Consider the following 24,994-nt stretch of genomic DNA (forward strand, 5'->3'; position numbering starts at 1 on the left):
AAGGTGTAAAATATTTTTCATAGAGGAGGTATATAAAATGAGTTTTCCTAAAAATTTTTTATGGGGAGGAGCAGTTGCTGCAAACCAATGTGAAGGAGCATGGCTAGAAGATGGAAAGGCTCCTAATGTAACTGATGTCATGGTTGGTATTGGATCTAAAGATCCTGGGTTGAAATGGAATCAAGATACGCAAAAATACGAAATGTGTCTAGATCCCAATAAGGTTTATTTAAGTCATGAGGCTATTGATTTTTATCATCGTTATGAAGAAGATTTAGAGTTAATGGCTGGAATGGGATTTAATTGTTTTAGAACTTCTATTGCCTGGGGTAGAATTTTCCCTAATGGCGATGAAGAAGAACCTAATGAAAAAGGTTTGGCATTTTATGATCGCTTAATTGATAAGATGTTAGAGTTGCATATGGAACCAGTTATTACATTAAGTCATTATGAAACACCATTACATCTTATTACAGAATATGGAGGATGGCGTGATCATCGTTTGATTGATTTTTGGAAGCGTTATGTGACAACTGTCTTTGAGCGTTATAAAGGGAAAGTGAAATATTGGTTGACTTTTAATGAAGTGAATAATATGATGCGTAATCCTTTAGTTGCAGGAGGCGTTTTGACATTAAATCCAGAAAATCCTGAAGATCCAATTGGATCAACAACATTTGAAGATAAATGGCAGGCTTATTATCATTTATGTGTAGCCAATGCCTGGACAGTGAAACTTTGTCATGAAGTGGATCCACAAGCCAAAGTAGGATGCATGTTAACATGTTCATCAGTAGCAACTTATCCATATAACTGTGATCCTGATAATGTATGGGGTGCATTTGATACTGTAAGAATGTCTAATTTCTATTTTGGAGATGCTTTCTGTTTTGGTGAGATTCCAGGTTATGTTAAACGTGTCTGGAATGAACATCATTTTGAACCAGTGATGGATCATCAGGAACTTCAATTAATGAAAGAAAATACAGTTGAATTTTTCTCTTTTAGTTATTATCGTTCTTCAACTTACGATAAAGAAAGTGATGTTCATGGGGATACTGGCGGATTGACTGGAAAAGAGAATCCATATCTTGAAGGATGTTCACCAAAGCCTTGGTCTTGGCCAATTGATCCTCAAGGTATTCGTTATGTATTAAATGTTTTATATGATCGTTATCATTTGCCATTATTTATTGTTGAAAATGGTATTGGTTTAGATGAAAATCTTGATGAAAATGGACATATTGATGATGCTTTTAGAATGAAATATGTTGAAGATCATTTAAAATATGTACATGAAGCAATCCTTGATGGTGTAGAAGTGATGGGATATCTTTATTGGGGACCTATTGATGTTGTATCAGCGGGTACTGGTGAAATGAAAAAACGTTATGGTTTTGTTTATGTTGATCGTTTTAATGATGGTCATGGCACTCTAGAACGTCATATCAAAAATTCTTATTATCGCTATAAAGAGATTATTGAAAGTAACGGAGACATTCTTTTATAAATATAAAAAAGTTTTAGGTCATTAAAAAAGTACCTAAAACTTTTTATTCAAATAAAGTAAATCCTAAATAATAAACCAGTTCATGAAACATCTTTGTGTTAAATCCATAACAGATACAATCATCCTGTGTACCATCCCAATCATTATTCAATTGATCTAATAAGGGTTGAACTTGATCTGGTGTGATATCGTCTGTTGCATAAAATTCACTATGATCTTTAAGACCAGCATATTCTCTAGCAGGTGAAATAGACAATGTTGGTCTTATTTGGTAAAGTAAATCTTTAATCAGTTTTTCATCTTTTTCATTTTCACTTGAAATAATAACATGAAGTCTAAAAAACATAATATCCCTTCTTTCTAGGATATTTTAACATATTTTTGGTAGATGAAAAGATGTATTTCATAAAAAAATAGTGTATAATAATTCTTCAAGGTTGGGAGGTTCAATGATATGAAAAAAATTGTGATTGGCATATTGGCACATGTTGATGCAGGAAAAACAACGTTGTCTGAAAGTATGCTTTATCTTTCAGGACAGATACGACAATTGGGACGTGTAGATCATCAAGATACATTTTTAGATTATGACAAACAGGAACGTCATCGTGGCATTACTATTTTTTCTAAACAGGCGATGTTTCCATGGAAAGATACACAGTTTGTTTTGATAGATACACCAGGCCATGTTGATTTTTCAGCTGAAATGGAAAGAACTTTACACATTCTAGATTATGCGATTATTGTGGTCAATGGAATGGATGGTATACAGTCACATAGTGAAACAATTTGGCATTTATTAGAACATTATCATATTCCCACTTTTATTTTTATGAATAAGATGGATCAGACAACTTATTCTCGTGAATACTTATTTCAAGAATTGACAGAAAAATATCATGAAAACTGTTTAGATTTCTCGATGCCAGTAACACAGCTTTATGAAAATCTGGCTCTCGTTAATGAAACATTGTTGGAAGAATATATGGACCATCAAGTGATTGATTTGGGACATATTCAAGAATGTATTATGAAAAGACAAATTTTTCCAGTGTTCTTTGGCTCAGCTTTAAAAAATGAAGGGGTCAGCGCTTTTTTAGATTTACTAGATACCTATACCATAGAACCAACATATAAGGATTCATTGGATGGCTTTGTTTACAAAGTGAGTCATGATGAACACGGCAATCGTTTAACACATATAAAAATAACTGGTGGAACATTGCATGTGAAAGAAAAGATTCATGATGAAAAAATTGATCAGATTCGTTTATATGAGGGACCAAAATATACGTTGCTACAAGAAGCAAAGGCAGGAGATGTGGTTGCTTTAAAAGGTTTAAAAAGTTTTCTTCCAGGAATGACACTTACAAATCAGACATTCACGCAACCTGTGATGATGCCTTACATGACTTATCGTGTTGTTTTATCTCCTCATTGTGATCAGCACCAAATGTTAAAGAATCTACAGACTTTAGCTCAAGAAGACCCAACATTACATGTGACATATATGTCACAGACACAAGATATCTATATTCAATTGATGGGTGAAATTCAAATTGAAGTTTTACAAAATATCATTCGTGAAAGATTTCATGAGGAAGTCAGTTTTGATCATGGTGAAATCTTGTATAAAGAAACACTTAGTGAACCAGTGGAGGGCGTTGGACATTTTGAACCATTGCGTCATTATGGAGAAGTTCATGTCTTATTGGAACCACTTGCTCAAGGGAGTGGTCTGGTTTATGAAAGTCAATGTACAACAGATCAGCTGCCATTACAGTATCAGCGTTTGATTATGACACATTGTCAAGAAATAGAACATCCAGGTGTTTTAACAGGAGCTTCTATAACTGACATAAAAATCAGTTTAATAGCAGGGAAAGTTCATCAAAAACATACTGAGGGTGGTGATTTAAGAGAAGCTACATATCGTGCGATTCGTCATGGGTTAAAAAGAGGAAAATCTATTTTATTGGAACCATATTATGATATTCATATTCATATACCTAAAGATGCGTTGAGTCGTGTTTTGTATGATATGGAAAAAAGGCACACCAAAGTGAGAATTGAAGAACAGATTGATAGTATTGATTTATATGGTGAAGGGCCAGTGGCCTGCTTACAAGATTATCAGCAAGAAGTGATTGCTTTAACAAAAGGTAAAGGACGCATGATCTGCCATATGAAAGGGTATTTTCCTTGTCATAATCAAGAAGACATTATAAAACAAAAAGGATATGATAGTGAAACAGATCAGGCTCATCCAACAGGTTCAGTCTTTTGTCAACATGGAGCAGGTTTTTATGTGGCATGGGATGAAGTTGAGCAATATATGCATATTCCTTATCAATATACAAAAAATAAAAATACGCATCATACATATCATGATGCACCACAATATCAAAATGAAGATGAAGAATTGGATGCTATCTTTCAAAAAACATATGGACCTATCAAACGTCGTTTAGCTGATGATTATTATCGTCAGCATCAGCCTCAAGAAACATCTATGAGTGTTAAAATGAAACCTGAATGCCTTTTGGTTGATGGATATAATGTTATTCATTCGTGGCCAGAACTCAAAGATTTAGCAAGCACAAACTTAGGTGTTGCACGTGATCGACTGATTGATATACTTAGTAATTATCAGGGGTATAAACAATGCCTTATGATTATTGTTTTTGATGCTTATAAGGTGAAACAAAATCTAGGGAGTCAAGAAAAGCATCATAATGTTTATGTTGTTTATACCAAAGAAGCCCAAACTGCAGATATGTATATTGAACGTGTGACCCATCAATTAGCAAGTGATTATCGTGTTGTTGTTGCAACTTCTGATGCTTTGGAGCAGTCCATTGTCATTGGACGAGGAGCACGTCGTATGTCGTCACGAGAACTGGCTTTAGAAGTGAAAGCTGTAACGGAAGAACATTTTCATGAATTTCAAAGAAAACAGCCTCAAAACCATGAGTTTTTATTAGAAGATGTCAAAGATTATCATAAATAAAGAACCGTAGACGAAAGCCTACGGTTTTAAAATAATTGTAGAAAAATGCCTATAATCGTTGCACTTACAAACATGATAAGAACAATTCTTAAAATGTCTTTTTTATTATCATACATACGTAACAAGACAAGTAAACCAAGTCCTGTGCTCGTCATAAGTCCTGCAAATAAAGAACCAAAGCTTAAGACCTGATCAAGATAGAGCTGTGATAAGATGACACTTGCTGCACAGTTAGGAATAAAGCCAGTAAGAGCAGCGATAACAGGTTGAAAAATAGAACCATGAACTAAAATATAATTCAATGTATCTGCACCAATTTCTTCAATCAGCCATGTTAATGCAAAATTAACAATAAAGACAAAAACAAAGATTTTGAAAGTGTGTAATAAAGCTAAATAAATAATACCATGTCCATGTTCTTCTTCTTTACAGTGTTCATGTATATCATGTAAGCTATGATTGTTAGAAAGACGATGAGATTGAATTAATCCATCCACCAGATAACCAACAACAATTGCCACAATGATTTTTAAACTAATAATCACAAATAATGTCTGTGCCTGTTTTGGTTGGGCAATTAAAATAGGAATAGCATCATCACTTGTAGCAATAAAAACAGCTAACAAAGTTCCTAAACTGATACTTTGATTCATATATAATCCACTGGCAATGACAGAAAATCCACATTGAGGGATGATTCCTAAAAGACTACCAATCAGTGGTCCTAATTTTTGCGTACGTGCCAAAAGGTTTTCAAACTTCTGATTATTTCTATGTTCAATATATTCCATTAATAGATAAGTCAGAAATAAAAATGGAAGCATAGGTATTAAATCTTCTAAAGAATGTTCAAGTATATGTAACATATTTACCTCCAATAGGTCATTATCATAACATAATAATTTTTAAATTACCAATGAAATGATATGAGAATTTTTATAGGCATATAAGTGGTCAAATGTTTTTATGCTGTGATACAATGCCTTCAAGGATGTGAAAAAAATGGATATGAATGAAGATATGATCACACTATTTTTAGATAAAATAGGTCATCAAAAATTAAAAGATGTTTTTTATAAAATGATTCAGGATTTTGCGATTGGAAGAGAGCATTTACAGCGTCTTTATGAAAAGTGGAGTACGTTTTATAAAGAAGGTATGACTTCTCATGAAGCTTTGATCAGTTTGATTCAGGCAAGTGATGAACTGACAAGTGTTGAGGAACCTTTCTGGGAAATGATTGCAGGTCGTTTTTTGGTATATGATATCATTTGTCAGGTTCAATGTCGCAATGAAATGTTGGGAATTTCAACTTTTTATCAAAAAATTCAATATTTAACACAAGAAGGATATTATGGAAATTATATTTTAGAACATTATCAATCTGATGAAATTGAAGAATTATCACAATACATTCAAGATCAACGTAATGAATTATTGAATTATAGTGGTTTAGATATGTTATATAAACGTTATTTGATTCGAGATCATGATCATCATGTTTTAGAAACACCACAGGAAATGTTTATGGGGATTGCGATGCATTTAGCGATGCTAGAAAATGATTGTGTTTATTGGGCAAAACAATTTTATGATATTTTAAGTACACTTAAAGTGACAATGGCAACACCAACAATGGCGAATGCCAGAAAACCATTCCATCAGATGAGTTCGTGTTTTATTGATGTTGTTGATGATTCATTGGATGGTATTTATAAAAGTTTAGATCATTTTGCTCAAGTTTCTAAACATGGTGGAGGTATGGGACTCTATTTTGGAAAAGTCAGGGCGAATGGCAGTGATATTCGTGGCTATAAAGGTGCAGCTGGTGGTGTGATTCGCTGGCTGAAACTGGTTAATGATACAGCGATTGCTGTTGATCAGTTAGGTGTCAGACAGGGAGCAGCAGCTGTTTATTTAGACGTCTGGCATAAAGATTTGCCAGAGTTTTTGCAGATTCGTACAAATAATGGAGATGATCGCATGAAGGCGCATGATATTTTTCCAGCTGTCTGCTATCCAGACTTATTTTGGCAATTGGCCAGAGATGATATAGATGCCCCATGGTATATGATGTGTCCTCATGAAGTTTATCAGATCAAGGGTTATCATTTAGAAGATTATTATGGTCAAGAATGGCAGGAGCGTTACTTAGATTGTATCCAGGATGAACGTATTTCTAAAAGAGTCATGAGTGTCAAAGAAGTTGTCAGATTGATTATTAAATCGCTGGTAGAAACAGGAACACCTTTTGCCTTTAATCGTGATCGTGTCAATGAAATGAATCCTAATCATCATCAAGGTATGATTTATTGTAGTAATTTATGCAGTGAAATTGCGCAAAACATGAGTGCTATGACTTTTTTAGATAAGGAAGTTATACATGTTGATGGGGAAGAGGTCGTTGTTGAAAAAACAAAACCAGGAGATTTTGTAGTGTGTAATCTTGCATCCTTAACATTAGGAAAAATAAATGTTGATGATGAAGCAGAGTTAAGACATATTATTCATGTTGTTGTGAGAGCTTTGGATAATGTTATTGATTTGAATGATTACCCATTACCATTTGCTCAAATAACGAATCAGAAATATCGTGCCATTGGTTTAGGAACAAGTGGTTATCATCATATGTTATGCCAAAAGGGCATTCCTTTTGAAAGTGAACAGCATTTAGAATTTGTTGATCAGTTATATGAAAAAATAAATTACTATACACTAGAAGCATCATGTTTATTGGCTAAAGAAAAAGGTCGTTATCACGGTTTTGAGGGTAGTGATTATGATACCGGTATGTATTTTCAAAAACGTCATTATCAATCTAAAGAGTGGCAACAATTAGAAACCATGATTCATCGTTATGGTTTACGTAATGGTTATTTAATGGCTATTGCACCCACTTCTTCTACATCTATTATTGCTGGAACAACAGCTTCTATTGATCCAATCATGAAAAAATTCTTTATTGAAGAGAAAAAAGGAAGTATGATGCGAAGAGTGGCACCAGATTTAAATCCAAAAACATTCTGGTTATATAAAAATGCACATTATATGGATCAAGAATGGCTAATCAAAGCTGCTGGGATTCGACAACGACATATTGATCAGTCGCAGTCATTAAATATTTATATGACACAGGAATTTACATTTAGAAAACTTTTAAATTTATATATTTTAGCATATGAAAATAATGTTAAGACGATTTACTACGTAAGAAGTCAATCTTTAGAAATTGAAGAATGTGAATCATGCAGTGCATAGAGGGAGGAATTATGGAATTAAAAGCAAAGGCATTATTTAATGCACAAGGCGATATTGATGTAAGAAAACGTCGTATGATTAATGGAAATACGACGAATCTGAATGATTTTAATCATATGAAGTATCAATGGGTACATGACTGGTATCGTCAGGCAATGAATAATTTTTGGATACCTGAAGAAATCAATTTAACTCAAGATGTCAAAGATTATCGTTTGTTGAAAGATGAAGAAAGACAGGCTTATGATAAAATTCTATCGTTTCTTGTGTTTTTGGATTCTTTACAAACAGCGAATTTACCACATATTGGAGAATATATTACAGCCAATGAGATTAATTTATGTTTAACAATTCAGGCGTTTCAGGAAGCTGTACATTCACAAAGTTATAGTTATATGTTAGATACAATTTGTTCACCAGATAAACGTGATGAAATTTTATATCAATGGAAATATGATGAACATTTATTAAAACGTAATCAATTTATTGGTGAACAATATAATGATTTTTTACAGCATAAAGATGCATTTCATTTAATGAAAACGATTATGGCAAATTATATTTTAGAAGGTATTTATTTTTATAGTGGTTTTATGTTCTTCTATAATTTAGGAAGAATGGGAAAAATGTCTGGTTCAGCACAGGAAATACGTTATATTAACCGTGATGAAAATACACATTTATGGTTATTCAGGAATATGATTTTAGAATTACAAAAAGAAGAACCACAACTCTTTGATGATGAAAAAATAGCTGTTTATCGTCAAATGTTAAAACGTGGTGTTGAGGAGGAAATAGCCTGGGCACAATATGTGATAGGTGATCGCATTGAAGGGTTAACCATGACTATGGTCAGTGATTACATTCATTATTTGGGTAATTTACGTGCGACTTCACTAGGGTTTGAACCGCTTTTTGAAGGTTATCAGGATGAACCAGAAGCAATGCAGTGGGTAAATCTTTATAGTCAGGCTAATCAAATTAAAACAGATTTTTTTGAGGCAAAATCAACAGCATATGCCAAATCGAGTGCAATTGAAGATGATTTATAAAAAAGGGGCAGACAAATGATTTTGTCAATGCCCTCTTTTGATCTTTTTGGCTTCTAGCCATAACATATGTAAAACTTCTAAAAGCATATTACGTGTTTTGGGTTTTAATAAAGTGATTTCTTTAATGCCATTCATGATATGTTTATAGGAAATGTGTGATAAATCAGAAAAATTATATAAATTTAAATTGTCAAATAATGAAAACATCGCTTCCACAAACTGATGTTTTTCTTCATAACTTAATTTTTCTAAGAAAAGGATAACTTTAATAGCAAATTGAACACTTTCATATGACAGTTCATCACATTCAAAATGATGGGCATTGATTTGCCATGAATAAGCATTATGTTGCATCATGCCTGTTTCCTGACTTTTGACAACGGTATAGTTTTCTTCATGACCTAAAACAATACCAAAAAATGAATAGTGAGGAATATAGCTATGAATGCGGGGAAGCATGTTTTGGTAAGCCTTTGATTGAATGATTTCATCCTGAAAACCGGGGCCATCAAAATTATCAATTTGAATAATACGATCTTGAATATGCTGATGACAAAAACATCCAGCAAAGATAGCTAAATTGCCACCCTTAGAATGTCCTACTAACCATAATGGACGATGCTGACGGTATTGAAAATGTTTTTTTAAACGTTGCCATAAAGAAGGCGCTAGGAATTTATTTTTTAAGTCATGCATCAATGAAGAAGTAATATTCTGTGAGGCAATCTCTTCTAGAAAATGTACAGATGATTCTTGAGCAGGTACAACTTTTTCACAAAGCATTAAAAAATCTTCATGCCAGCCAATCAGTGAATCATCGGTACCACGATAGGCTATCACAATGCGACCATCTTCTAATAATAAAGCCAATGCTGCAAACTGTTTGATCAGTTCTTTATTGACATCATTGACATAGTTTAAAATTTGAATGTTTTGATAACGAGGACTGTGAGCCATTTTTTCAAAAAGTTCATGACTAGGGACAAGAATCTTTTTTAAATTTTCAGGTGTCAATGTGGCGTTTCTTTGTTGATATTTTTGAAAGGCTTGTTGTAAAGTGATGGGTTTTGTGTCGTTGAAAATATCATCAAGATAAACATAAGCCAGCTCACTAAATATCAGGGCATCAATTTCATTATAGGGAAATTGACTGGCTAAAAGATCACCACGTAAGTCAACATAATGAAGTATTGTATTAACGTTCATGAAATCACCCTTTCTGTTGATATTGGCAAATATTTTACATGATTTTTTAGGAAAATGCAAACTGTAACGGTAGAATTCGTTGATAAAAATGTCGAAATATGATACCCTATCGAAAAGGATGTGTCATAATGAAAAAAATAGATAATAAATATATACGTCGTATTGTATATAGTATTCAATTTTTGATGTCTATAGTTTTACTATCAACGATGTATTTTATTCGTTTTATACCAATGAAATATATGATGATAGTTGGAGTTATTCTCATTGCTTTGATGGTGGGAGAATATTTCTTGATTTTCTATAAAAAACAGGGAAGTAAACGTTCTTTATTGACGCAGTTTTTGAGCCTTGTTTTAAGTTGTTTGATGGTTGTTGCTTCATTTTATGTTTATAGAACAGGGCAAGTCGTTGATTTGCTTGGTGATGAACAGTTTCAGACACGTGCTATTTCTGTTATTGTTTTAAAAGACTCACCAATTAAGAATGAATATCAGCTACCTGAACATTTACTTTCACATGTTTCTTATGTGGATGAATCAACAATGGATTATACGGTATCGCAAATAGAAAAAGAAGTGGGACAGATTTCTTTAGATGATTCATCTGATTTTCATCAGCTGGTTACAAAATTATATCAGAAAGATGTTGACGCTATTATTTTAGATGAAGCTTTTAGAAGCTTGGTTGAGCAGGAAAAAGAAAGTTTTTCTGATGATACACGTGTTATTTTTCAGGTTAAACGTGATGAAGCTGCGGTGAATGCGAAAAGTGTTGATGTGACTGAAAAACCATTTTTGGTTTATATTAGTGGTAATGATGAATATGGAGATTTAACGGCTGTATCACGTAGTGATGTGAATATGTTGGTAGGTATTAATCCTACAACCAAGCAAATATTATTGATTAGTATTCCCCGTGATATTTATTATCCATTACATCGAAATGGTGAATATGATAAATTTACGCATACAGGAATGTATGGATTACAGGAAAGTATTGATACTTTAACAGATATGGTTGATCAGGATATTAATTATTATGTGCGTATGAATTTTACATCATTTATGGATATTGTAGATGCATTGGGTGGTGTGACAGTTCATTCTCCAGAAGAATTTACAACAAAGATTGGTGGCTATCAGATTCAAGAAGGAGAAAATCATCTGAATGCCAAGGAGGCATTGGCTTTTGTAAGAGAAAGAAAATCATTTGTTGATGGAGATTTTGCAAGAGGAAGAAACCAGCAACGCATGATTTCGGCTATTGTAAAAAAAGTTTGCTCACCAGCAATATTAACATCTTTTTCACAAGTTTTGGATACAATCAGTCAAAGTATTGAAACCAATATGCCAAGTGACGAAATGAATGCGCTTGTTCAAATGCAGTTATCTCAAATGCCAAATTGGGATATTCAGTCTTATCAGATTATAGGTGATAGTGCTTCTATGCCATGTTATTCAGTGGGAATGAATGCATCTGTCATTATTCCTAATGAGTTGTCTATTACACAGGCATGTGAATATATTGATCAATTCATGGATAATGAAAAAATTGAAACAGAATTAGGCGATTTGGAACAATAAGAAAGGATTATTATGAAAGATACAATTTTAATATATCGTTTAAGTGATGATATCAAAGGAAAGATAAAAGAAATAGCAAATGAATTAGATATTGATGTAAGAGATATTTCTATACAGCATCTATATCAGAAAATGGGTTATTTATTAAATATGGATGGTTATACATATCAGGAACAGATGTTGCCTTCTTCATCTATGGATCAACCTTTTGTTTTCTTTGCTTTAAATAAAGATGAACAATTAGATTTATTATTACAATTGTTTAGAATGAAAGGAATACCACATATTCCTTATAAAGCTGTTTTAACACAATATAATGTTGATTATACATTTGCCAGACTTTATCAAAGTGTAGCTAGTGAATATCAGCAAATGATGCAAATGAACCTAAAAAAATAGGTTCTTTTTCTATAAAAAAATCCTAAGCACTGGCATGCTTAGGATCACAAGTTAAGTTCATTTTGAGTTTTCTTAATGTTTCTGTATCTTTATTACTTAAAATGACAGTTGAATGAATTTCACAGTCCTTTAATAAAGGAAGAGCTTCTAGACATTTTTTAGCATTCTGGTCTTGAGCTGAAGCAATGGTGAGTGTTAAAAGGACTTCATCAATATCCAATAATGGTGTTTTCATATTTAAATAGTCATTTTTTAAAGATAGAATAGAATGCAGCATAGTTGGTGAAATTAATTCAATATCTTGTTCAATACTAGCTAAATATTTTAATGCATTTAACATAGCTGCACTGGAAGCACGTAATAATGATGATGTTTTCCCACTGATTAAATGACCATCATTTAATTCTATTGCACAGACAGGACCTTGACGTGTCTTTGCAACTTCTCTGGCCACAATGGCACATTTACGGTTTTTCGCATCGACACCTGCCTGAGATAATAACATCTGCATTTTTTCTAAAGACTGATCATTGATTTTACCCATTAAATAATCAACTTGCGCATGATAATAACGACGTACAATTTCACGACAGCTGGCATCTTTAGCCGCTTCATTATCAATAATTGCATAACCAGCCATGTTGACTCCCATGTCAGTAGGAGAAGCGTATGGTGATTCTCCAAAAATTTTCTTAAACATTGTATTTAATACAGGGAAAATTTCAATATCACGATTATAGTTGACAGTTGTTTCTCCATATTTTTCAAGATGGAAAGGATCAATCATATTGACATCATTCAAATCAATGGTTGCTGCTTCGTAAGCAAGGTTAACAGGATGTTTTAATGGTAAGTTCCAAATTGGGAAAGTTTCAAATTTTGCATATCCAGCACGAATGCCATGAAGATGTTCATGATAAAGCTGAGATAGACATGTTGCCATTTTTCCTGAACCAGGACCTGGAGCAGTTACAACAACTAATGGCTTTGTCGTGATAATATAATCATTTTTACCAAATCCTTCTGGTGAAATAATATGATCAACATTATGAGGATAATTTTCGATAGGATATTGCATAAAAACTTTAATGCCACGTTTTTCTAGCTTTGTTTTAAAAGTATCGGCAGAATTTTGATGCTGGTACTGTGTAATTGTGACACTTCCTACATATAATCCAACGTTTTCATATTCATTAATTAATCGAATAACTTCATCATCATATGAAATACCTAAATCTCTTCGCATTTTATGTCTTTCTAAGTCTTTAGCACAAACAGCGATAATCACTTCTACTTTATCTTTTAAAGTTAATAACATCTTTAACTTGCTGTCGGGTTCAAAACCAGGTAAAACACGAGAAGCATGTGTATCATCGAAAAGTTTTCCCCCAAATTCTAGATATAATTTATTGTCGAATTGAGCAATTCTTTCTTGAATGTGTTTAGATTGTAGTTCTACATATAATTCATTACTAAATGCTTTTTTCATTTTCTCTCACTCCTAGTCAACATTATATAGAAAATGGTTTGAAGATAAAGAAAATAATAAAAAAATATTATGTCGATAAATATTGATAATTATAAATAGAGAGGACTTTTTTGATTGTTGTTATTGTGTGGAAAATATGATATATTGTAAAAAAGATAAAAGTGGTAAAGGAGTCTTATTATGTTTAATATGGTCTTTTTAAGAATTGTTTTGAACTTTTTAGTGGGATTTATTTTGGTGTTGGCTGTTATGCCAAAAGCGATTCAATATTTAAAAAAATTAAAATTTGGACAGGTAGAAAGAGAAGAAGGTTTACAGTCGCATAAAGCAAAAGGTGGTACACCAACAATGGGTGGAATTGTCTTTATCTTATGTGCTGTAGTTGTGGTTTATATTTTGAATTTCACTTCGTTAAATAATCCTTATATACATCTTTTAACTTTTTCTTTTGTAGGTTTTGGATTGGTTGGATTTATTGATGATTATTTAATTGTTGTCAGAAAGACAAATGATGGATTGAAACCTTTATATAAATATACATTACAATCAGTTGTGGCCATTGCTTTTTATATTTTAGCTAAGTTTTTTATACCTGGATTTGATACTGCAATTTCTATCCCTTTATTACATATAGAAATTGATATTGGATGGTTATATCCTATTTTGGTATATTTTATGTTTACAGCGGGCAGCAATGCGGTGAATTTAACAGATGGATTAGATGGTCTAGCAACAGGACTTTCGATGATTGCGATTTCTGTTTTTGTTATTTTTGCGATTATGAATAAAGATTATGACATTGCCATCTATGCTATGGCAGTGGTGGGAACATTACTAGGATTTATGTGTTTTAATTATCATCCTGCACGTATTTTTATGGGAGATACTGGTTCATTAGCTTTAGGTGGATTTTTAGCAGCTTTGGCTGTATTAACACGTCAGGAACTTCTGTTTATTTTAATTGGTGGTGTTTTCTTGATTGAAACTTTATCAGTGATTATTCAGGTTGTATCTTTCAAAACAAGAGGCAAACGTGTGTTTAAGATGGCACCTATTCACCATCATTTTGAAATGCTTGGATGGAGTGAACAACAAGTTGTCATTTCATTTTGGTTTTTAGGTTTTATTTGTGGAATTATTGGGATTGTTTTAGGAGTTATGTAATATGTTGAACGGGAAAAAAGTTTTAGTTTTAGGATTGGCTAAAAGTGGTCAAGCAGCAGTCGAATTATTGACTGCATTACATGCAACTATCACAGTGAATGAATATGCTAGTCGTGAAAAGATTGCTTGTTATGATGAATATGTGCATCGTGGTATCGAGATGATTACAGGAGGACATCCACAAGAACTGTTTGAAAGAGATTTTGATTTTGTTGTGAAAAATCCAGGAATTAATTATCATAAACCATTTGTTTTAAGGTTGAAAGAAAGAGGAATTCCAGTTTATACTGAAATTGAACTGGCTTATCAAGTTGCTAAAATGCAAAATTATATTGCTGTTACAGGAACAAATGGGAAAACAACAACAGTGACATTAATTGATGAGATTTTAAAACATGCCCATCATTTGTCTTGTTTGGCAGGTAATGTGGGTATACCTTATTCCTCTTGTGTTCTAGACAATGATTTGCTTCATCGTGATGGGTATGATGTGGTTTTAGAAATGTCTAATTTTCAATTATTAGATATTGAAAAGTTTCATCCACATATTTCTACAATTATAAATCTGACTCCAGATCATTTGGATTATATGGCTTCACTGGATGAATATTATGCTTCTAAAACACGTATTTATATGAATCAAGATAAGCAAGATTATTTTATTGAAAATTTGGATGATGAAATCTTGCAGAGTTATTTAAGAAAATATCCTGTTTTGGCTCAAAGAGTGACTTTTTCTTTAACTAAACCAGCTGATTGTATGATTCAAAATCAAGCGATTTATTATAAAGGAAATCATGTTATTGATTTGGATGAAATAAAAATAGTAGGTGATCATAATATTCAAAATATGATGATTGCGATTATTGCCTGTGCATTAAGTCATGTGTCTTTATCAGATATTCATGATACTTTGGCTTCTTTTCAGGGAGTAGAACACCGTATAGAATTTGTAAGAGAATATCACGGTGTTAAATATTATAATGATTCTAAAGCGACAAATACAGATGCAGCAATTATTGCTTTAAAAGCTTTTAAACAGCCGGTTATATTATTAATGGGTGGTCATGAAAAAGGTCTGGATTTAACAGAGATGGCATCTTATGCTTCAAAGATCTCAACGCTTATTTGTTTTGGTGAGGCAAAGGAAAGATTTGCTAGAGAAATGCATATAGACAATACAATTGTTGTTGAACATATGAAAGATGCTGTTTTAAAGGCTCAACAAATAGCTCATGAAGGAGATGTTGTATTATTATCCCCTTCAACAAGTTCATATGATGAATTTAGTGGATATGAAGAAAGAGGAAGAGTTTTTAAACAGATTATTAATGAATGGAATTTATAGTCAAAGGAGTTTATAAAAGTCAAAATCATTGTGACTATGACTTGACGAATGAGAAATATGTGATAAAATGTGAGTGCTTGCTCGGAAGGTGAGCCATTCATGAGAAATGGTGAGCTGGATAAGGCTACAGGTTGAAATACCTGTTTCTTATCCAGTTTTTTATTTCTACAAAAAAGGAGGATTATATGGATTTTATTCACGGAAAGATAAGACCAATATATTTTAAATATTTGGCTGCTGCTTTTGGAAGTGCATTAGTCACTTCTATTTATTCAATTGTAGATATGGCCATGGTTGGACAATATCAAGGTCCTGATGGAACAGCTGCTTTGACGGTCGTTGCTCCAATATGGAATATTATTTATAGCCTTGGCTTGTTAATGGGAATAGGTGGAGCAGTTATTTTTAGTACAATTAAAGGACAGGGATCTCAAAAAGATGATGAAGCAGGGGAAGTTTTTACTGTTTCAGTGATAGGCTCTATATTATTAGCTTTACTATCATGGTTTGTTATTGTTGTTTTTGATCAGCCGTTATTAACATTTTTGGAGCTGAAAAAAATTTACTTCCACTTGGTTTAAGTTATCTCAAACCGATTCAATTCGTTGTGCCATGCTTTTTGTTTAATCAGATGTTAGCAGCGTATTTACGTAATGACAATGATCCGGCTCTTGCAACGGCGGGTGTCCTTTCTGGAGGGATATTTAATATTTTTGGAGATTATGTTTTTGTATTTGTGTTTGATATGGGAATTTATGGTGCAGGTTTGGCGACTGCTATTGGAGCAGTCATTTCGACACTTGTTATGCTCACTCATTTTTAAAAAAAGAGCAATACCTTAAAGTTAGTCAGACCAAAACATTTTATGGCTAGATTGTCTCAAATAACGGTGACTGGTTTTTCAACATTTTTTATTGATGTGGCTATGGGAATTTTAACAATCTTATTTAATCGTCAGATTATGAAATATTTGGGAACAAATGCTTTATCTGTATATGGTATTATTGTGAATGTTTCAACTTTTGTGCAATGTTGTGCCTATAGTGTGGGACAGGCAGCGCAACCTATTATTTCTGTTAATTTTGGTGCCCATCAACCTCAACGTATTCAGGAAGTTTTAAAATATGCACTTATGAGTGTTGCATTTTTTAGCCTTTTATGGACAGCATTGTCTTTATTTGCGCCAATGCTATTTGTTTGTATTTTTATGATGCCAACACCTGAAATTATGAAAATAGCTCCTTGGATTATAAGATGTTATGGTTTATCATTCCTTTTATTGCCTTTTCATATTTTTTCAACATATTATTTTCAGGCTATATTAAAACCAAGAAGTGCCTTTATTGTTTCAGTTTCTAGAGGATTGGTCATCAGTGGAGTCTTGATTTTCATTCTGCCACTTATAAATCCTAATGCTTTATGGTTAGCTATGGTATTGACAGAAATCATTGTGGCTATTTATGCTGGTGTATCAATGATTAAATATACACGTCATTTATCAACACAATGAAAAATCTATAGATAAGAAGATGCGAAGATGTATCTTCTTTTTTTGTCTTTTTTTCATATAGTAAAATGATGGAGGTGCCACCATGAAAACAAAAAAAATCACGATTTTAACAATCATCATTGTCATTATAGGATTAATAAGTGTTTATAGTTCTTCTCATATTTGGGCACTTTATAAATATGATGATGCTTTGTATTACATCAAAAGACAAATGATTTTTGCTGTTTTAGGTTTTATAGCCATGTTTGTGACTTCACGTATTGATTATCATCTTTACAAAAAATATTATAAGTTTATTTTAATCATCTGTTTTCTTTTATTAATTCTTGTCTTAATACCAGGTTTAGGGGTTGTCAGAGGTGGGAGTCGCAGCTGGTTTAATTTTGGTATTTTTGCATTGCAGCCAAGTGAGTTGTTTAAAATTGGTATTATTATTTTTAGTGCGGTTTATATGGAAAAGCATTACTATCATATGAAAAAAATCAGATATAGCCTGCCAGTTTTACTTATGCTGGGACTAGGTTTTTTGTTGATTATGTTACAGCCGGATTTTGGGAGTGGTGTTGTTATGGCATGTAGCGTCATTGTGATGATGATTGTTTCGCCATTTCCCTTTCGTTATTTTGTGGGGTTGGGAATACTGGGAGTCATTGGAATTGTGATTATGATTTTATCTGCTCCTTATCGTATGGAGCGTATATTGTCTTTTTTAAATCCATTCCAGGATCCATTAGGCAGTGGTTTTCAGGCTATACAGGCTCTATATGCCATTGGACCAGGTGGATTATTAGGCGTTGGATTTGATAAAAGTATTCAAAAACATTTTTATTTACCAGAACCCCAGACAGATTTTATTTTTGCGATTATAGCAGAAGAATTTGGCTTTATAGGGGGAATTATTGTGATTGGATTATATACCAGTCTATTTAAGACGGTTTTAAAGGTGAGTCAAAATGCACCTGATCTATTTGGTGGCTTTTTGATGATTGGAATTATTTCGATGATCGGTATTCAGACTTTAATTAATCTGGGAGTTGTGGTAGGATTATTTCCGGTGACGGGTGTAACCTTGCCATTGATGTCATATGGTGGTACAAGTTTAGTTATAACATTAATGAGTATAGGAATTTTAATTAATATCTCGAAATCTTGTCATGATATGTTATAATGTGAATTAGGAGTGGTGAGAAATGAAAATAATTGTAAGTGCAGGGGGAACAGGTGGACATTTGTATCCTGCTTTAGCCCTTGTTGAGTATATCAAAACACAAGATGCCAATGCTAAATTTTTATTTGTTGGAACAACTGATCGTTTAGAATCACAAATTGTTCCTGAACTAGGGTATCAGTATCGTGGATTGGCAGTTAAAGGATTAGTTGGTAATCCTTTACAAAAGTTAAAAAATGCTTTCATTTTTATGAAATCATTAAAAGAATCAAAACAAATCTTGAAAGAATTTCAGCCAGATATTGTGATTGGATTTGGAGGCTATCCAAGTGCTTCTATTGTCATGGCTGCTTCTCGATTGAAAATCCCTACAATGATTCATGAACAGAATTCTATTATTGGTTTAACAAATAAAGTTTTAATAAAAAGAGTGAATAAGATTGTATGTTGTTATCAAAAAGCGTATAATGAATTTCCAAGCAATAAGACTGTTTTATTAGGAAATCCACGTGCTAGCGTGGTGACAAATCAGGAACTTAAAGATATTCATGATCTTTATCACATTCCTGCCAAACGTCAGACAGTTGTTATTGTGATGGGAAGTCTAGGTTCATCATCAGTGAATCGTGTGATGAAAGAAGCATTGCGACAGATGCAATATGATGATTATGATGTTATTTATGTTACAGGTAAAAAATATTATGATGAAATGAAAGAGGAATTAAGTGATTTAAATGACTCGATTCACTTGGTCAATTATATTGATGATATGCCTAGTTTGATTTCAAGCTGTGATATTATTGTTTCACGTGCTGGAGCGACAACACTTGCTGAAATTACAGCTTTAGGGGCAGCTTCTTTAATTATTCCTAGTCCTTATGTTGTAGCGAATCATCAGGAATATAATGCTCGAGAACTTGTGAATGCAAAAGCAGCGCGAATGATCTTGGAAAAAGATTTAACAGCGGATCGATTTGTTAGTGAAATTAGATATTTATTAAAAAATCAATCAGTATTAAATTCGTTAAAGGCTCATGCATGTCAATTAGGAAAACCACATGCTTGTCAAGATATTTATCAGGAGATTTTAAAGACATTAGAAAGGAAATAAGCATGGATTTTGAAAATATATTTTATGATTTAGTAGATTTGCAGTTAGGTGAGATTTTAGAAAATGAACCTTTATATAAACATACAACATTTAAAGTAGGAGGACCTGCCAGATTATTTGTTTATATTCAGGATGTTGAAGCTTTAAAAAGAGGGATTCAATATTGTCGTCAGCATCAAATTAAGCATATGGTGATTGGTAGAGGATCTGATCTTTTGTTTTCAGATAAAGAATATGAAGGTGTTATTTTTTCATTAAAGAATTTAGATAAAGTTCATTTCAATGGTGTTGAAATTCGTGCTCAGGCAGGTGTGAGCATGATTTATTTAGCGTATGAAGCTGCCAAAGTAGGGCTATCAGGCTTTGAGTTTATGGGAGGTATTCCTGGAACTATTGGTGGTGGCGTGTATATGAATGCCGGTGCATATAAATATTGTGTTAGTGATGTTTTTACTTCTGCAATTATTTTAAATGATAAGGGCGAACTTGTGACTTTAAATCGAGAACAGATGGAGTTTGATTATCGTACGTCTATTTTGCAAAAACATAAAGATTGGATTTTAATTGAAGCAACATTTACAATGACTTCACGTGATCCTAAAGATATTATGCATGTTCTTGATAAGCGTAAAGAAAAACGTATGGCAACACAGCCATGGAATTTTGCAAGTGCAGGAAGTATTTTTAGAAATCCAGAACAAAAACCAGCATGGCAATATATTGATGAATGTGAACTGAGAGGTTATGAAATTGGAGGTGCTCAGGTTTCACCTAAACATTCTAATTTTATTGTGAATAATGGATATGCAAGTGCTAAGGATATTTTAGATTTAATTTTACTTGTAGAAAAGAGTGTATTTAATCGTTTTGGTGTGGAATTAGAAAAAGAGGTTATATTGATTAATTGGGAGTAGGTGATATGTATGTCCCAGCAACAATATTATTATAATGAACATGATGAAAATCAAGTGTTACGACTGAGGAAAGATAAACGTAAACGTAAATTAAAGCGTAAGATTAAAGTGGTGTTGATTCTTTTTGTAATGCTGCTGATTGCTGGCTATTTTGTAAGTGATATATCTCGTGTACATGATATTAATATAACAGGGTTACAGGAAGTTTCCAAGGACGATATTGAAAAATCAATTTCGGTTCATGAAGGAGATATCGTTTTGTTTGTCAATACTGGAAAAATAGAAGATGAGATAGCTAAAATGCCCTTCATTAAAAAGGTAAAGGTGACAAAATCGTTGCTAGGTTCTGTTCAAATAGAAGTAGAAGAAGCTCAGAAAGTCGCATACTGTGTCATTGATAAAAAAACATATGTTATTGATGAATTGGGAAATGTCAGTGAAACAGATGATAAAGATTTGATTGCATCATTGCAATCTACACCACAAATAACAAAGTTTAAAGACTTACAATTATTAAAAGAATTTGCAAAGGAATATGTGGATATTCCAGAAATTATAAAAAGTCAAACGAGTGATATTATATATGATCCTCAAAAAGCTGATGAAACACGTTTGAAATTCATTATGGATGATGGTAAGATTTTATATCTGCGTATTGAAGACATGGTTGAACAATTAAATAAATTCGATTATGAAGCAAATAAAGAAGTTTATAAAGATAAATGTGTTTTTAGTTTTGAGGGAAACTATGTTTATATGAAAGATTGTGAATAATGCATCTGTTGGTGCATTATTTTTTTGATTTGTAGTTCTCTTTTTCGTCATTTATATATTTTCTTATGAAAAAAATTATGGTACAATAATAAAGAAGTATTTTTTGAAGGAGAATCGTATATGAAGAATATCTATGCTGTATTAGATATAGGAAGTGCAACGGTAAAAATGCTTGTTGGTGAGGTTGTAAGTGCGAATATAAATGTACTTTTTGCCAAGAAAATCACAAGCCATGGAATTCGTAAAGGACAAATTGAAAATATGCCTGTTGTTGTGAGTGAAATCAAACAATTGGTTGACGAAGCTTCAAAGGCTTTAGGGGCAACTATTTCAAAAGTCGCTTTATGTATACCGTCTTTTCATGCCTGTATTTATCAAAGTGATGGAATCACAAAAGTCAATTCTCCTTTGGATCAGATTACAAGTGAGGACATTGTACGTGCATTAAAACTTTCTAAACGTTTTACGTTAAAAGAGGATGAAGAAGTTATTTCAGTCATTCCAGCAATGTTTTATTTGGATACGAAATCAATGAAAGATATTCCTATTGGTGAAAAATCAGCATCATTAAAAGTAGAATCGTTAGTGATAACGACAAAGAAGAAATTGCTTTATAGTTATATTAATGCTGTTGAAAAAGCCGGAGTGGAAGTTTTAGATATTACAATTAATGCTTATGCGTGTGCTAAAGAGGCATTTGATGCTGTTTATCTTCAAGAAGGTGCTATTTTGATTGATATTGGATATCGTAGCTCAACTGTTGCTTTTTTTGAAGATGGTTATTTAAAATATATTGCTCAAGCCCATGTTGGTGGTTATGATTTGACACGAAAGATTGCAACATCATGGCAAATTCCAATGGATAAGGCTGAGTTATATAAGGTCAAATATGGTACATGTGATCTTCATATTGGTGATGAAGATGTCATCCATACGACAAGTCAAAATGATATAGAAAAACACTTTACTCAAAAGGATCTGGCTCAGGTCTTAACTGATGGTGTTCAGGAAATTATGGAAATCATTAAAACAAAAATCGAAGTGATTAATGATGGAAGAAGTTATGAAACTGTTATCGTTGGTGGCGGTGGAGAGTTGCCTGCTATTGATGAAGTGGCAACTCAAGTGTTGAATAGTGCTGTAAGAACATATCGTCCTGATACGATAGGAGCACGAGATATGTCATTTGTTTCTTGTCTTGGTATGATGTATTATTTAAATGACCGTTTAAAGATTTTTGGTCAAATGGATTCATCTCTTGTTTTACCAGATATTTCTAATACAATGAGTATTAGATTTAAAGGTCTGACAAAGACAAAAACTGCTTATAATTCGGATACAAAGAAAAAAGGAAAATTGACAAAAGTCATTGAAAATTTATTTAGTGAAGAAGATTAATATAAAAGTGAGGATAGAAATATGGATGGGAATTTAGATTTTGTTCAAGTTGCAAAAATTAAAGTCATTGGTGTTGGTGGCGGAGGCTGCAATGCTGTAGCAAGAATGGCTAAAGATGGTGTCAAAGGTGTTGATTTTTATGTTGCCAATACTGATGCACAGATTTTAAAAGGAATTGATATTGAAAACAAAATTGTTTTAGGTAAAGAATTGACACATGGTTTAGGAGCAGGTGGTAATCCAGAAGTTGGACGTAAAGCTGCTTTAGAAACTGAAGAAGAAATCAAGTCAGCTTTATCAGGTGCCAATATGGTTTTTATTGCTGCTGGTATGGGTGGTGGAACTGGAACTGGAGCCGCACCTGTGGTTGCAAAAATTTCACGTGAATTGGGTGCATTAACAGTTGGTGTTGTCACATCACCTTTCACATTTGAGGGACCTAAAGTTTTAAGACAGGCTAAAAGTGGTTTGGCTGAATTAAGAGAAAATGTGGATTCTATTATTGTTGTTTCTAATGATCGTTTATTAGAAGCTATTGGTCGTAAACCAATGGGTGAAGCATTTAGAGAAGCAGACAATGTATTAAGACAAGGGGTACAGACAATTACTGATTTGATTGCTATTCCAGCATTTATTAATCTTGACTTTGCTGATGTTTCATCAGTTATGAAAGATAGAGGTTCTGCTCTTATTGGTATTGGTATGAGTGATGGTGAAAATAAAGCAGAAGAAGCTGCTATGCGTGCTATTTCATCACCATTATTAGATGTGTCTATTGCAGGTGCAAAAGATGCAATTGTTAATGTTACTGGTGGAACAAATATTACTTTATATGATGCAAATACGGCTCTTGCAACAATTAGAGAAGCGGTAGGTAATGATGTCAATACTGTTTTAGGTGTTGCTATTAATGAACAATTAGATGATCAAGTTATTGTAACTGTTATTGCGACTGGATTTGAAGATGAAGAAGAACCTGCACCAGTTAAACAGACATCTTCATTTGAATCTGTTGTGAAACCATCAATGTATGATGATGACGATGACGACGATGATGTGCCAGCTTTTTTAAGAAATCGTAAATTATAAGCTAACAATTTGTTAGCTTTTCTTTATATGGAGGTACAAGATGAAAAAGATAGGTTTTATTGGTTTTGGAAATATGGCGAGTGCTATTGCTTTAGGAATAATCAATGCAAAATTTTTGAATGCAAATGAAATAATAGTGTATGATATTGATGAGAATAAAGCAGAAAAAATGCGTTCTTATCATATTGATGTGGCACATGATATTGATGAATTGATTGCATGTAGCGAATTCATATTTGTTGGGGTAAAACCTCAAGTTGTTGAGTCTGTATTAGACCCATATATTCAAAAGTTAGAAAATAAAGCGATCATTTCTATTGCATTGGGATATGATTTTGATAGATATCAGACATTTTTAGATGATTCTACACGTCATATTTTTGTTATGCCAAATACACCGGTTCGTGTTTTGCAGGGAATGTCATTAATTGAAGAGAAACATTCATTAAAAGATCAAGAGTTTGAATTTGTCAAAAATATGTTCAGTGCCATTGGGCAGGTAGAGGTTGTATCATCACATTTAATGTCAACAGCTGGCACATTGAGTGGATGTGGGCCAGCGTTTGTCTATATGATGATAGAAGCATTGGCAGATGGTGCTGTTAAAGAAGGTGTTCCAAGAGAAATGGCCTATACATTGGCATCTCAGACATTAATGGGCGCTGCTAAAATGCAATTGGAAACACATTTACACCCTGGAGTTTTAAAAGATCAAGTATGTTCACCAGGTGGTTCAACGATTTGTGGTGTAGAAGCATTAGAAGATGGGAAATTGCGAGCTACTTTAATATCAGCAATTTCTGCAGCAGTACATTATCAAGAAAAGAAATAGTTATAGTTGTTATTATGATTGAAATAAGAAGCTCATTCCGATTAGGAGTGGCTTTTTTTGTGGAAAAATAGCTAAAATACCATCAAAAAACAAAAAAATGAAAAAAAGTAAAAAAAAGACTTGCAAAGGTAGAGGATAGATGGTATTATAGATGAGCACTCGACGAGAGGGCACAG

22 protein-coding genes are annotated in these 24,994 nt (G+C 32.8%); 18 read left to right on the plus strand and 4 right to left on the minus strand.

Translation table 11 applies throughout. The annotated features are described in order from the left end of the window. The first annotated feature begins 37 nt into the window (after positions 1-37). Positions 38-1,510 (plus strand): glycoside hydrolase family 1 protein, encoded by a 1,473-nt coding sequence (locus ACESR5_RS10710; RefSeq protein WP_373155673.1) that lies wholly within the window; start codon positions 38-40, stop codon positions 1,508-1,510. A gap of 43 nt (positions 1,511-1,553) precedes the next feature. Here the strand turns inward: ACESR5_RS10710 and ACESR5_RS10715 are convergent, their stop codons facing one another. Further along, positions 1,554-1,856, minus strand: a complete 303-nt coding sequence (locus ACESR5_RS10715; RefSeq protein WP_129737865.1) for a hypothetical protein — start codon at positions 1,854-1,856, stop codon at positions 1,554-1,556. Positions 1,857-1,964: 108 nt separating this feature from the next. On the opposite strand from ACESR5_RS10715, the gene ACESR5_RS10720 reads away from it, so the two are divergent. Beyond that, the gene (locus ACESR5_RS10720) at positions 1,965-4,520 is read left to right on the plus strand and encodes an NYN domain-containing protein (protein ID WP_373155676.1); all 2,556 of its coding nucleotides are present in this window, start codon (positions 1,965-1,967) and stop codon (positions 4,518-4,520) included. Positions 4,521-4,546: 26 nt separating this feature from the next. Here ACESR5_RS10720 and ACESR5_RS10725 read toward each other — a convergent pair whose 3' ends face one another. Beyond that, complete coding sequence (locus ACESR5_RS10725; protein WP_373155679.1) at positions 4,547-5,386, minus strand: putative manganese transporter; 840 nt, start codon at positions 5,384-5,386, stop codon at positions 4,547-4,549. A gap of 136 nt (positions 5,387-5,522) precedes the next feature. Here ACESR5_RS10725 and ACESR5_RS10730 point away from each other — a divergent pair, with 136 nt between their 5' ends. After that, a complete protein-coding gene (locus ACESR5_RS10730) occupies positions 5,523-7,778 on the plus strand; it encodes a ribonucleoside-diphosphate reductase subunit alpha (RefSeq protein WP_373155681.1) in 2,256 nt (751 codons plus the stop codon). Positions 7,779-7,789: 11 nt separating this feature from the next. Further along, positions 7,790-8,830: a ribonucleotide-diphosphate reductase subunit beta gene (locus ACESR5_RS10735; protein WP_087245659.1), complete on the plus strand. Its 1,041-nt coding sequence runs from the start codon at positions 7,790-7,792 to the stop codon at positions 8,828-8,830. Positions 8,831-8,854: 24 nt separating this feature from the next. Here the strand turns inward: ACESR5_RS10735 and ACESR5_RS10740 are convergent, their stop codons facing one another. After that, positions 8,855-10,036 carry an Mbeg1-like protein gene (locus tag ACESR5_RS10740; RefSeq protein ID WP_373155684.1) on the minus strand — a complete coding sequence of 394 codons (1,182 nt, stop codon included), beginning with the start codon at positions 10,034-10,036 and terminating at the stop codon, positions 8,855-8,857. A gap of 128 nt (positions 10,037-10,164) precedes the next feature. Here ACESR5_RS10740 and ACESR5_RS10745 point away from each other — a divergent pair, with 128 nt between their 5' ends. Both ACESR5_RS10745 and ACESR5_RS10750 read left to right on the plus strand, forming a co-directional pair. Continuing rightward, positions 10,165-11,622: an LCP family protein gene (locus tag ACESR5_RS10745; RefSeq protein ID WP_373155687.1), complete on the plus strand. Its 1,458-nt coding sequence runs from the start codon at positions 10,165-10,167 to the stop codon at positions 11,620-11,622. A gap of 12 nt (positions 11,623-11,634) precedes the next feature. Beyond that, a complete protein-coding gene (locus ACESR5_RS10750; RefSeq protein WP_087297342.1) occupies positions 11,635-12,021 on the plus strand; it encodes a DUF3783 domain-containing protein in 387 nt (128 codons plus the stop codon). Between the two features lie 22 nt (positions 12,022-12,043). Here ACESR5_RS10750 and ACESR5_RS10755 read toward each other — a convergent pair whose 3' ends face one another. Further along, positions 12,044-13,510, minus strand: a complete 1,467-nt coding sequence (locus ACESR5_RS10755; RefSeq protein ID WP_087305023.1) for a DUF1846 domain-containing protein — start codon at positions 13,508-13,510, stop codon at positions 12,044-12,046. Between the two features lie 180 nt (positions 13,511-13,690). On the opposite strand from ACESR5_RS10755, the gene mraY reads away from it, so the two are divergent. The 12 genes from mraY to proC all read left to right on the plus strand — a co-directional run bounded on the left by mraY (position 13,691) and on the right by proC (position 24,818). Further along, positions 13,691-14,674 (plus strand): phospho-N-acetylmuramoyl-pentapeptide-transferase, encoded by a 984-nt coding sequence (gene mraY / locus ACESR5_RS10760; RefSeq protein WP_087245669.1) that lies wholly within the window; start codon positions 13,691-13,693, stop codon positions 14,672-14,674. A 1-nt stretch (position 14,675) separates the two neighbouring features. After that, positions 14,676-16,022: a UDP-N-acetylmuramoyl-L-alanine--D-glutamate ligase gene (gene murD, locus ACESR5_RS10765; protein ID WP_129739567.1), complete on the plus strand. Its 1,347-nt coding sequence runs from the start codon at positions 14,676-14,678 to the stop codon at positions 16,020-16,022. A 185-nt stretch (positions 16,023-16,207) separates the two neighbouring features. Next, entirely contained in the window at positions 16,208-16,603 is a 396-nt protein-coding gene (locus tag ACESR5_RS10770) for an MATE family efflux transporter (RefSeq protein WP_242492100.1), read from the plus strand. A 38-nt stretch (positions 16,604-16,641) separates the two neighbouring features. Beyond that, positions 16,642-16,845 (plus strand): polysaccharide biosynthesis C-terminal domain-containing protein, encoded by a 204-nt coding sequence (locus tag ACESR5_RS10775; protein ID WP_242492101.1) that lies wholly within the window; start codon positions 16,642-16,644, stop codon positions 16,843-16,845. Positions 16,846-16,887: 42 nt separating this feature from the next. Further along, positions 16,888-17,532 (plus strand): MATE family efflux transporter, encoded by a 645-nt coding sequence (locus tag ACESR5_RS10780; protein WP_373155693.1) that lies wholly within the window; start codon positions 16,888-16,890, stop codon positions 17,530-17,532. Positions 17,533-17,614: 82 nt separating this feature from the next. Then, positions 17,615-18,700 carry a putative lipid II flippase FtsW gene (ftsW, locus tag ACESR5_RS10785; protein WP_373155696.1) on the plus strand — a complete coding sequence of 362 codons (1,086 nt, stop codon included), beginning with the start codon at positions 17,615-17,617 and terminating at the stop codon, positions 18,698-18,700. Positions 18,701-18,722: 22 nt separating this feature from the next. Then, positions 18,723-19,811, plus strand: a complete 1,089-nt coding sequence (gene murG / locus ACESR5_RS10790; protein ID WP_087298153.1) for an undecaprenyldiphospho-muramoylpentapeptide beta-N-acetylglucosaminyltransferase — start codon at positions 18,723-18,725, stop codon at positions 19,809-19,811. A gap of 2 nt (positions 19,812-19,813) precedes the next feature. Continuing rightward, complete coding sequence (gene murB / locus ACESR5_RS10795; protein ID WP_087298154.1) at positions 19,814-20,725, plus strand: UDP-N-acetylmuramate dehydrogenase; 912 nt, start codon at positions 19,814-19,816, stop codon at positions 20,723-20,725. 9 nt (positions 20,726-20,734) lie between these two features. Next, the gene (locus ACESR5_RS10800; RefSeq protein ID WP_373155700.1) at positions 20,735-21,499 is read left to right on the plus strand and encodes a cell division protein FtsQ/DivIB; all 765 of its coding nucleotides are present in this window, start codon (positions 20,735-20,737) and stop codon (positions 21,497-21,499) included. Positions 21,500-21,619: 120 nt separating this feature from the next. Beyond that, positions 21,620-22,897, plus strand: a complete 1,278-nt coding sequence (gene ftsA / locus ACESR5_RS10805) for a cell division protein FtsA (RefSeq protein WP_087298155.1) — start codon at positions 21,620-21,622, stop codon at positions 22,895-22,897. A 21-nt stretch (positions 22,898-22,918) separates the two neighbouring features. After that, on the plus strand, positions 22,919-23,986 hold the full coding sequence (gene ftsZ / locus ACESR5_RS10810; protein WP_087245983.1) for a cell division protein FtsZ: 1,068 nt from the start codon (positions 22,919-22,921) through the stop codon (positions 23,984-23,986). A gap of 40 nt (positions 23,987-24,026) precedes the next feature. Next, positions 24,027-24,818 (plus strand): pyrroline-5-carboxylate reductase, encoded by a 792-nt coding sequence (gene proC, locus ACESR5_RS10815; protein WP_373155703.1) that lies wholly within the window; start codon positions 24,027-24,029, stop codon positions 24,816-24,818. The last annotated feature ends 176 nt before the right edge of the window (positions 24,819-24,994 follow it).

This window comes from Clostridium sp. AUH-JLR23 (assembly GCF_964238065.1).
Classification (GTDB): domain Bacteria; phylum Bacillota_I; class Bacilli_A; order Erysipelotrichales; family Coprobacillaceae; genus Allocoprobacillus; species Allocoprobacillus merdigallinarum.

Bases quoted from the DNA above. Each gene is read 5' to 3' on its own strand.
- ACESR5_RS10710 (WP_373155673.1), top strand. From the start codon at position 38: ATGAGTTTTCCTAAAAATTTTTTATGGGGAGGAGCAGTTGCTGCAAAC.
- ACESR5_RS10715 (WP_129737865.1), bottom strand. From the start codon at position 1,856: ATGTTTTTTAGACTTCATGTTATTATTTCAAGTGAAAATGAAAAAGAT.
- ACESR5_RS10720 (WP_373155676.1), top strand. From the start codon at position 1,965: ATGAAAAAAATTGTGATTGGCATATTGGCACATGTTGATGCAGGAAAA.
- ACESR5_RS10725 (WP_373155679.1), bottom strand. From the start codon at position 5,386: ATGTTACATATACTTGAACATTCTTTAGAAGATTTAATACCTATGCTT.
- ACESR5_RS10730 (WP_373155681.1), top strand. From the start codon at position 5,523: ATGGATATGAATGAAGATATGATCACACTATTTTTAGATAAAATAGGT.
- ACESR5_RS10735 (WP_087245659.1), top strand. From the start codon at position 7,790: ATGGAATTAAAAGCAAAGGCATTATTTAATGCACAAGGCGATATTGAT.
- ACESR5_RS10740 (WP_373155684.1), bottom strand. From the start codon at position 10,036: ATGAACGTTAATACAATACTTCATTATGTTGACTTACGTGGTGATCTT.
- ACESR5_RS10745 (WP_373155687.1), top strand. From the start codon at position 10,165: ATGAAAAAAATAGATAATAAATATATACGTCGTATTGTATATAGTATT.
- ACESR5_RS10750 (WP_087297342.1), top strand. From the start codon at position 11,635: ATGAAAGATACAATTTTAATATATCGTTTAAGTGATGATATCAAAGGA.
- ACESR5_RS10755 (WP_087305023.1), bottom strand. From the start codon at position 13,510: ATGAAAAAAGCATTTAGTAATGAATTATATGTAGAACTACAATCTAAA.
- mraY (WP_087245669.1), top strand. From the start codon at position 13,691: ATGTTTAATATGGTCTTTTTAAGAATTGTTTTGAACTTTTTAGTGGGA.
- murD (WP_129739567.1), top strand. From the start codon at position 14,676: ATGTTGAACGGGAAAAAAGTTTTAGTTTTAGGATTGGCTAAAAGTGGT.
- ACESR5_RS10770 (WP_242492100.1), top strand. From the start codon at position 16,208: ATGGATTTTATTCACGGAAAGATAAGACCAATATATTTTAAATATTTG.
- ACESR5_RS10780 (WP_373155693.1), top strand. From the start codon at position 16,888: ATGGCTAGATTGTCTCAAATAACGGTGACTGGTTTTTCAACATTTTTT.
- ftsW (WP_373155696.1), top strand. From the start codon at position 17,615: ATGAAAACAAAAAAAATCACGATTTTAACAATCATCATTGTCATTATA.
- murG (WP_087298153.1), top strand. From the start codon at position 18,723: ATGAAAATAATTGTAAGTGCAGGGGGAACAGGTGGACATTTGTATCCT.
- murB (WP_087298154.1), top strand. From the start codon at position 19,814: ATGGATTTTGAAAATATATTTTATGATTTAGTAGATTTGCAGTTAGGT.
- ACESR5_RS10800 (WP_373155700.1), top strand. From the start codon at position 20,735: ATGTCCCAGCAACAATATTATTATAATGAACATGATGAAAATCAAGTG.
- ftsA (WP_087298155.1), top strand. From the start codon at position 21,620: ATGAAGAATATCTATGCTGTATTAGATATAGGAAGTGCAACGGTAAAA.
- ftsZ (WP_087245983.1), top strand. From the start codon at position 22,919: ATGGATGGGAATTTAGATTTTGTTCAAGTTGCAAAAATTAAAGTCATT.
- proC (WP_373155703.1), top strand. From the start codon at position 24,027: ATGAAAAAGATAGGTTTTATTGGTTTTGGAAATATGGCGAGTGCTATT.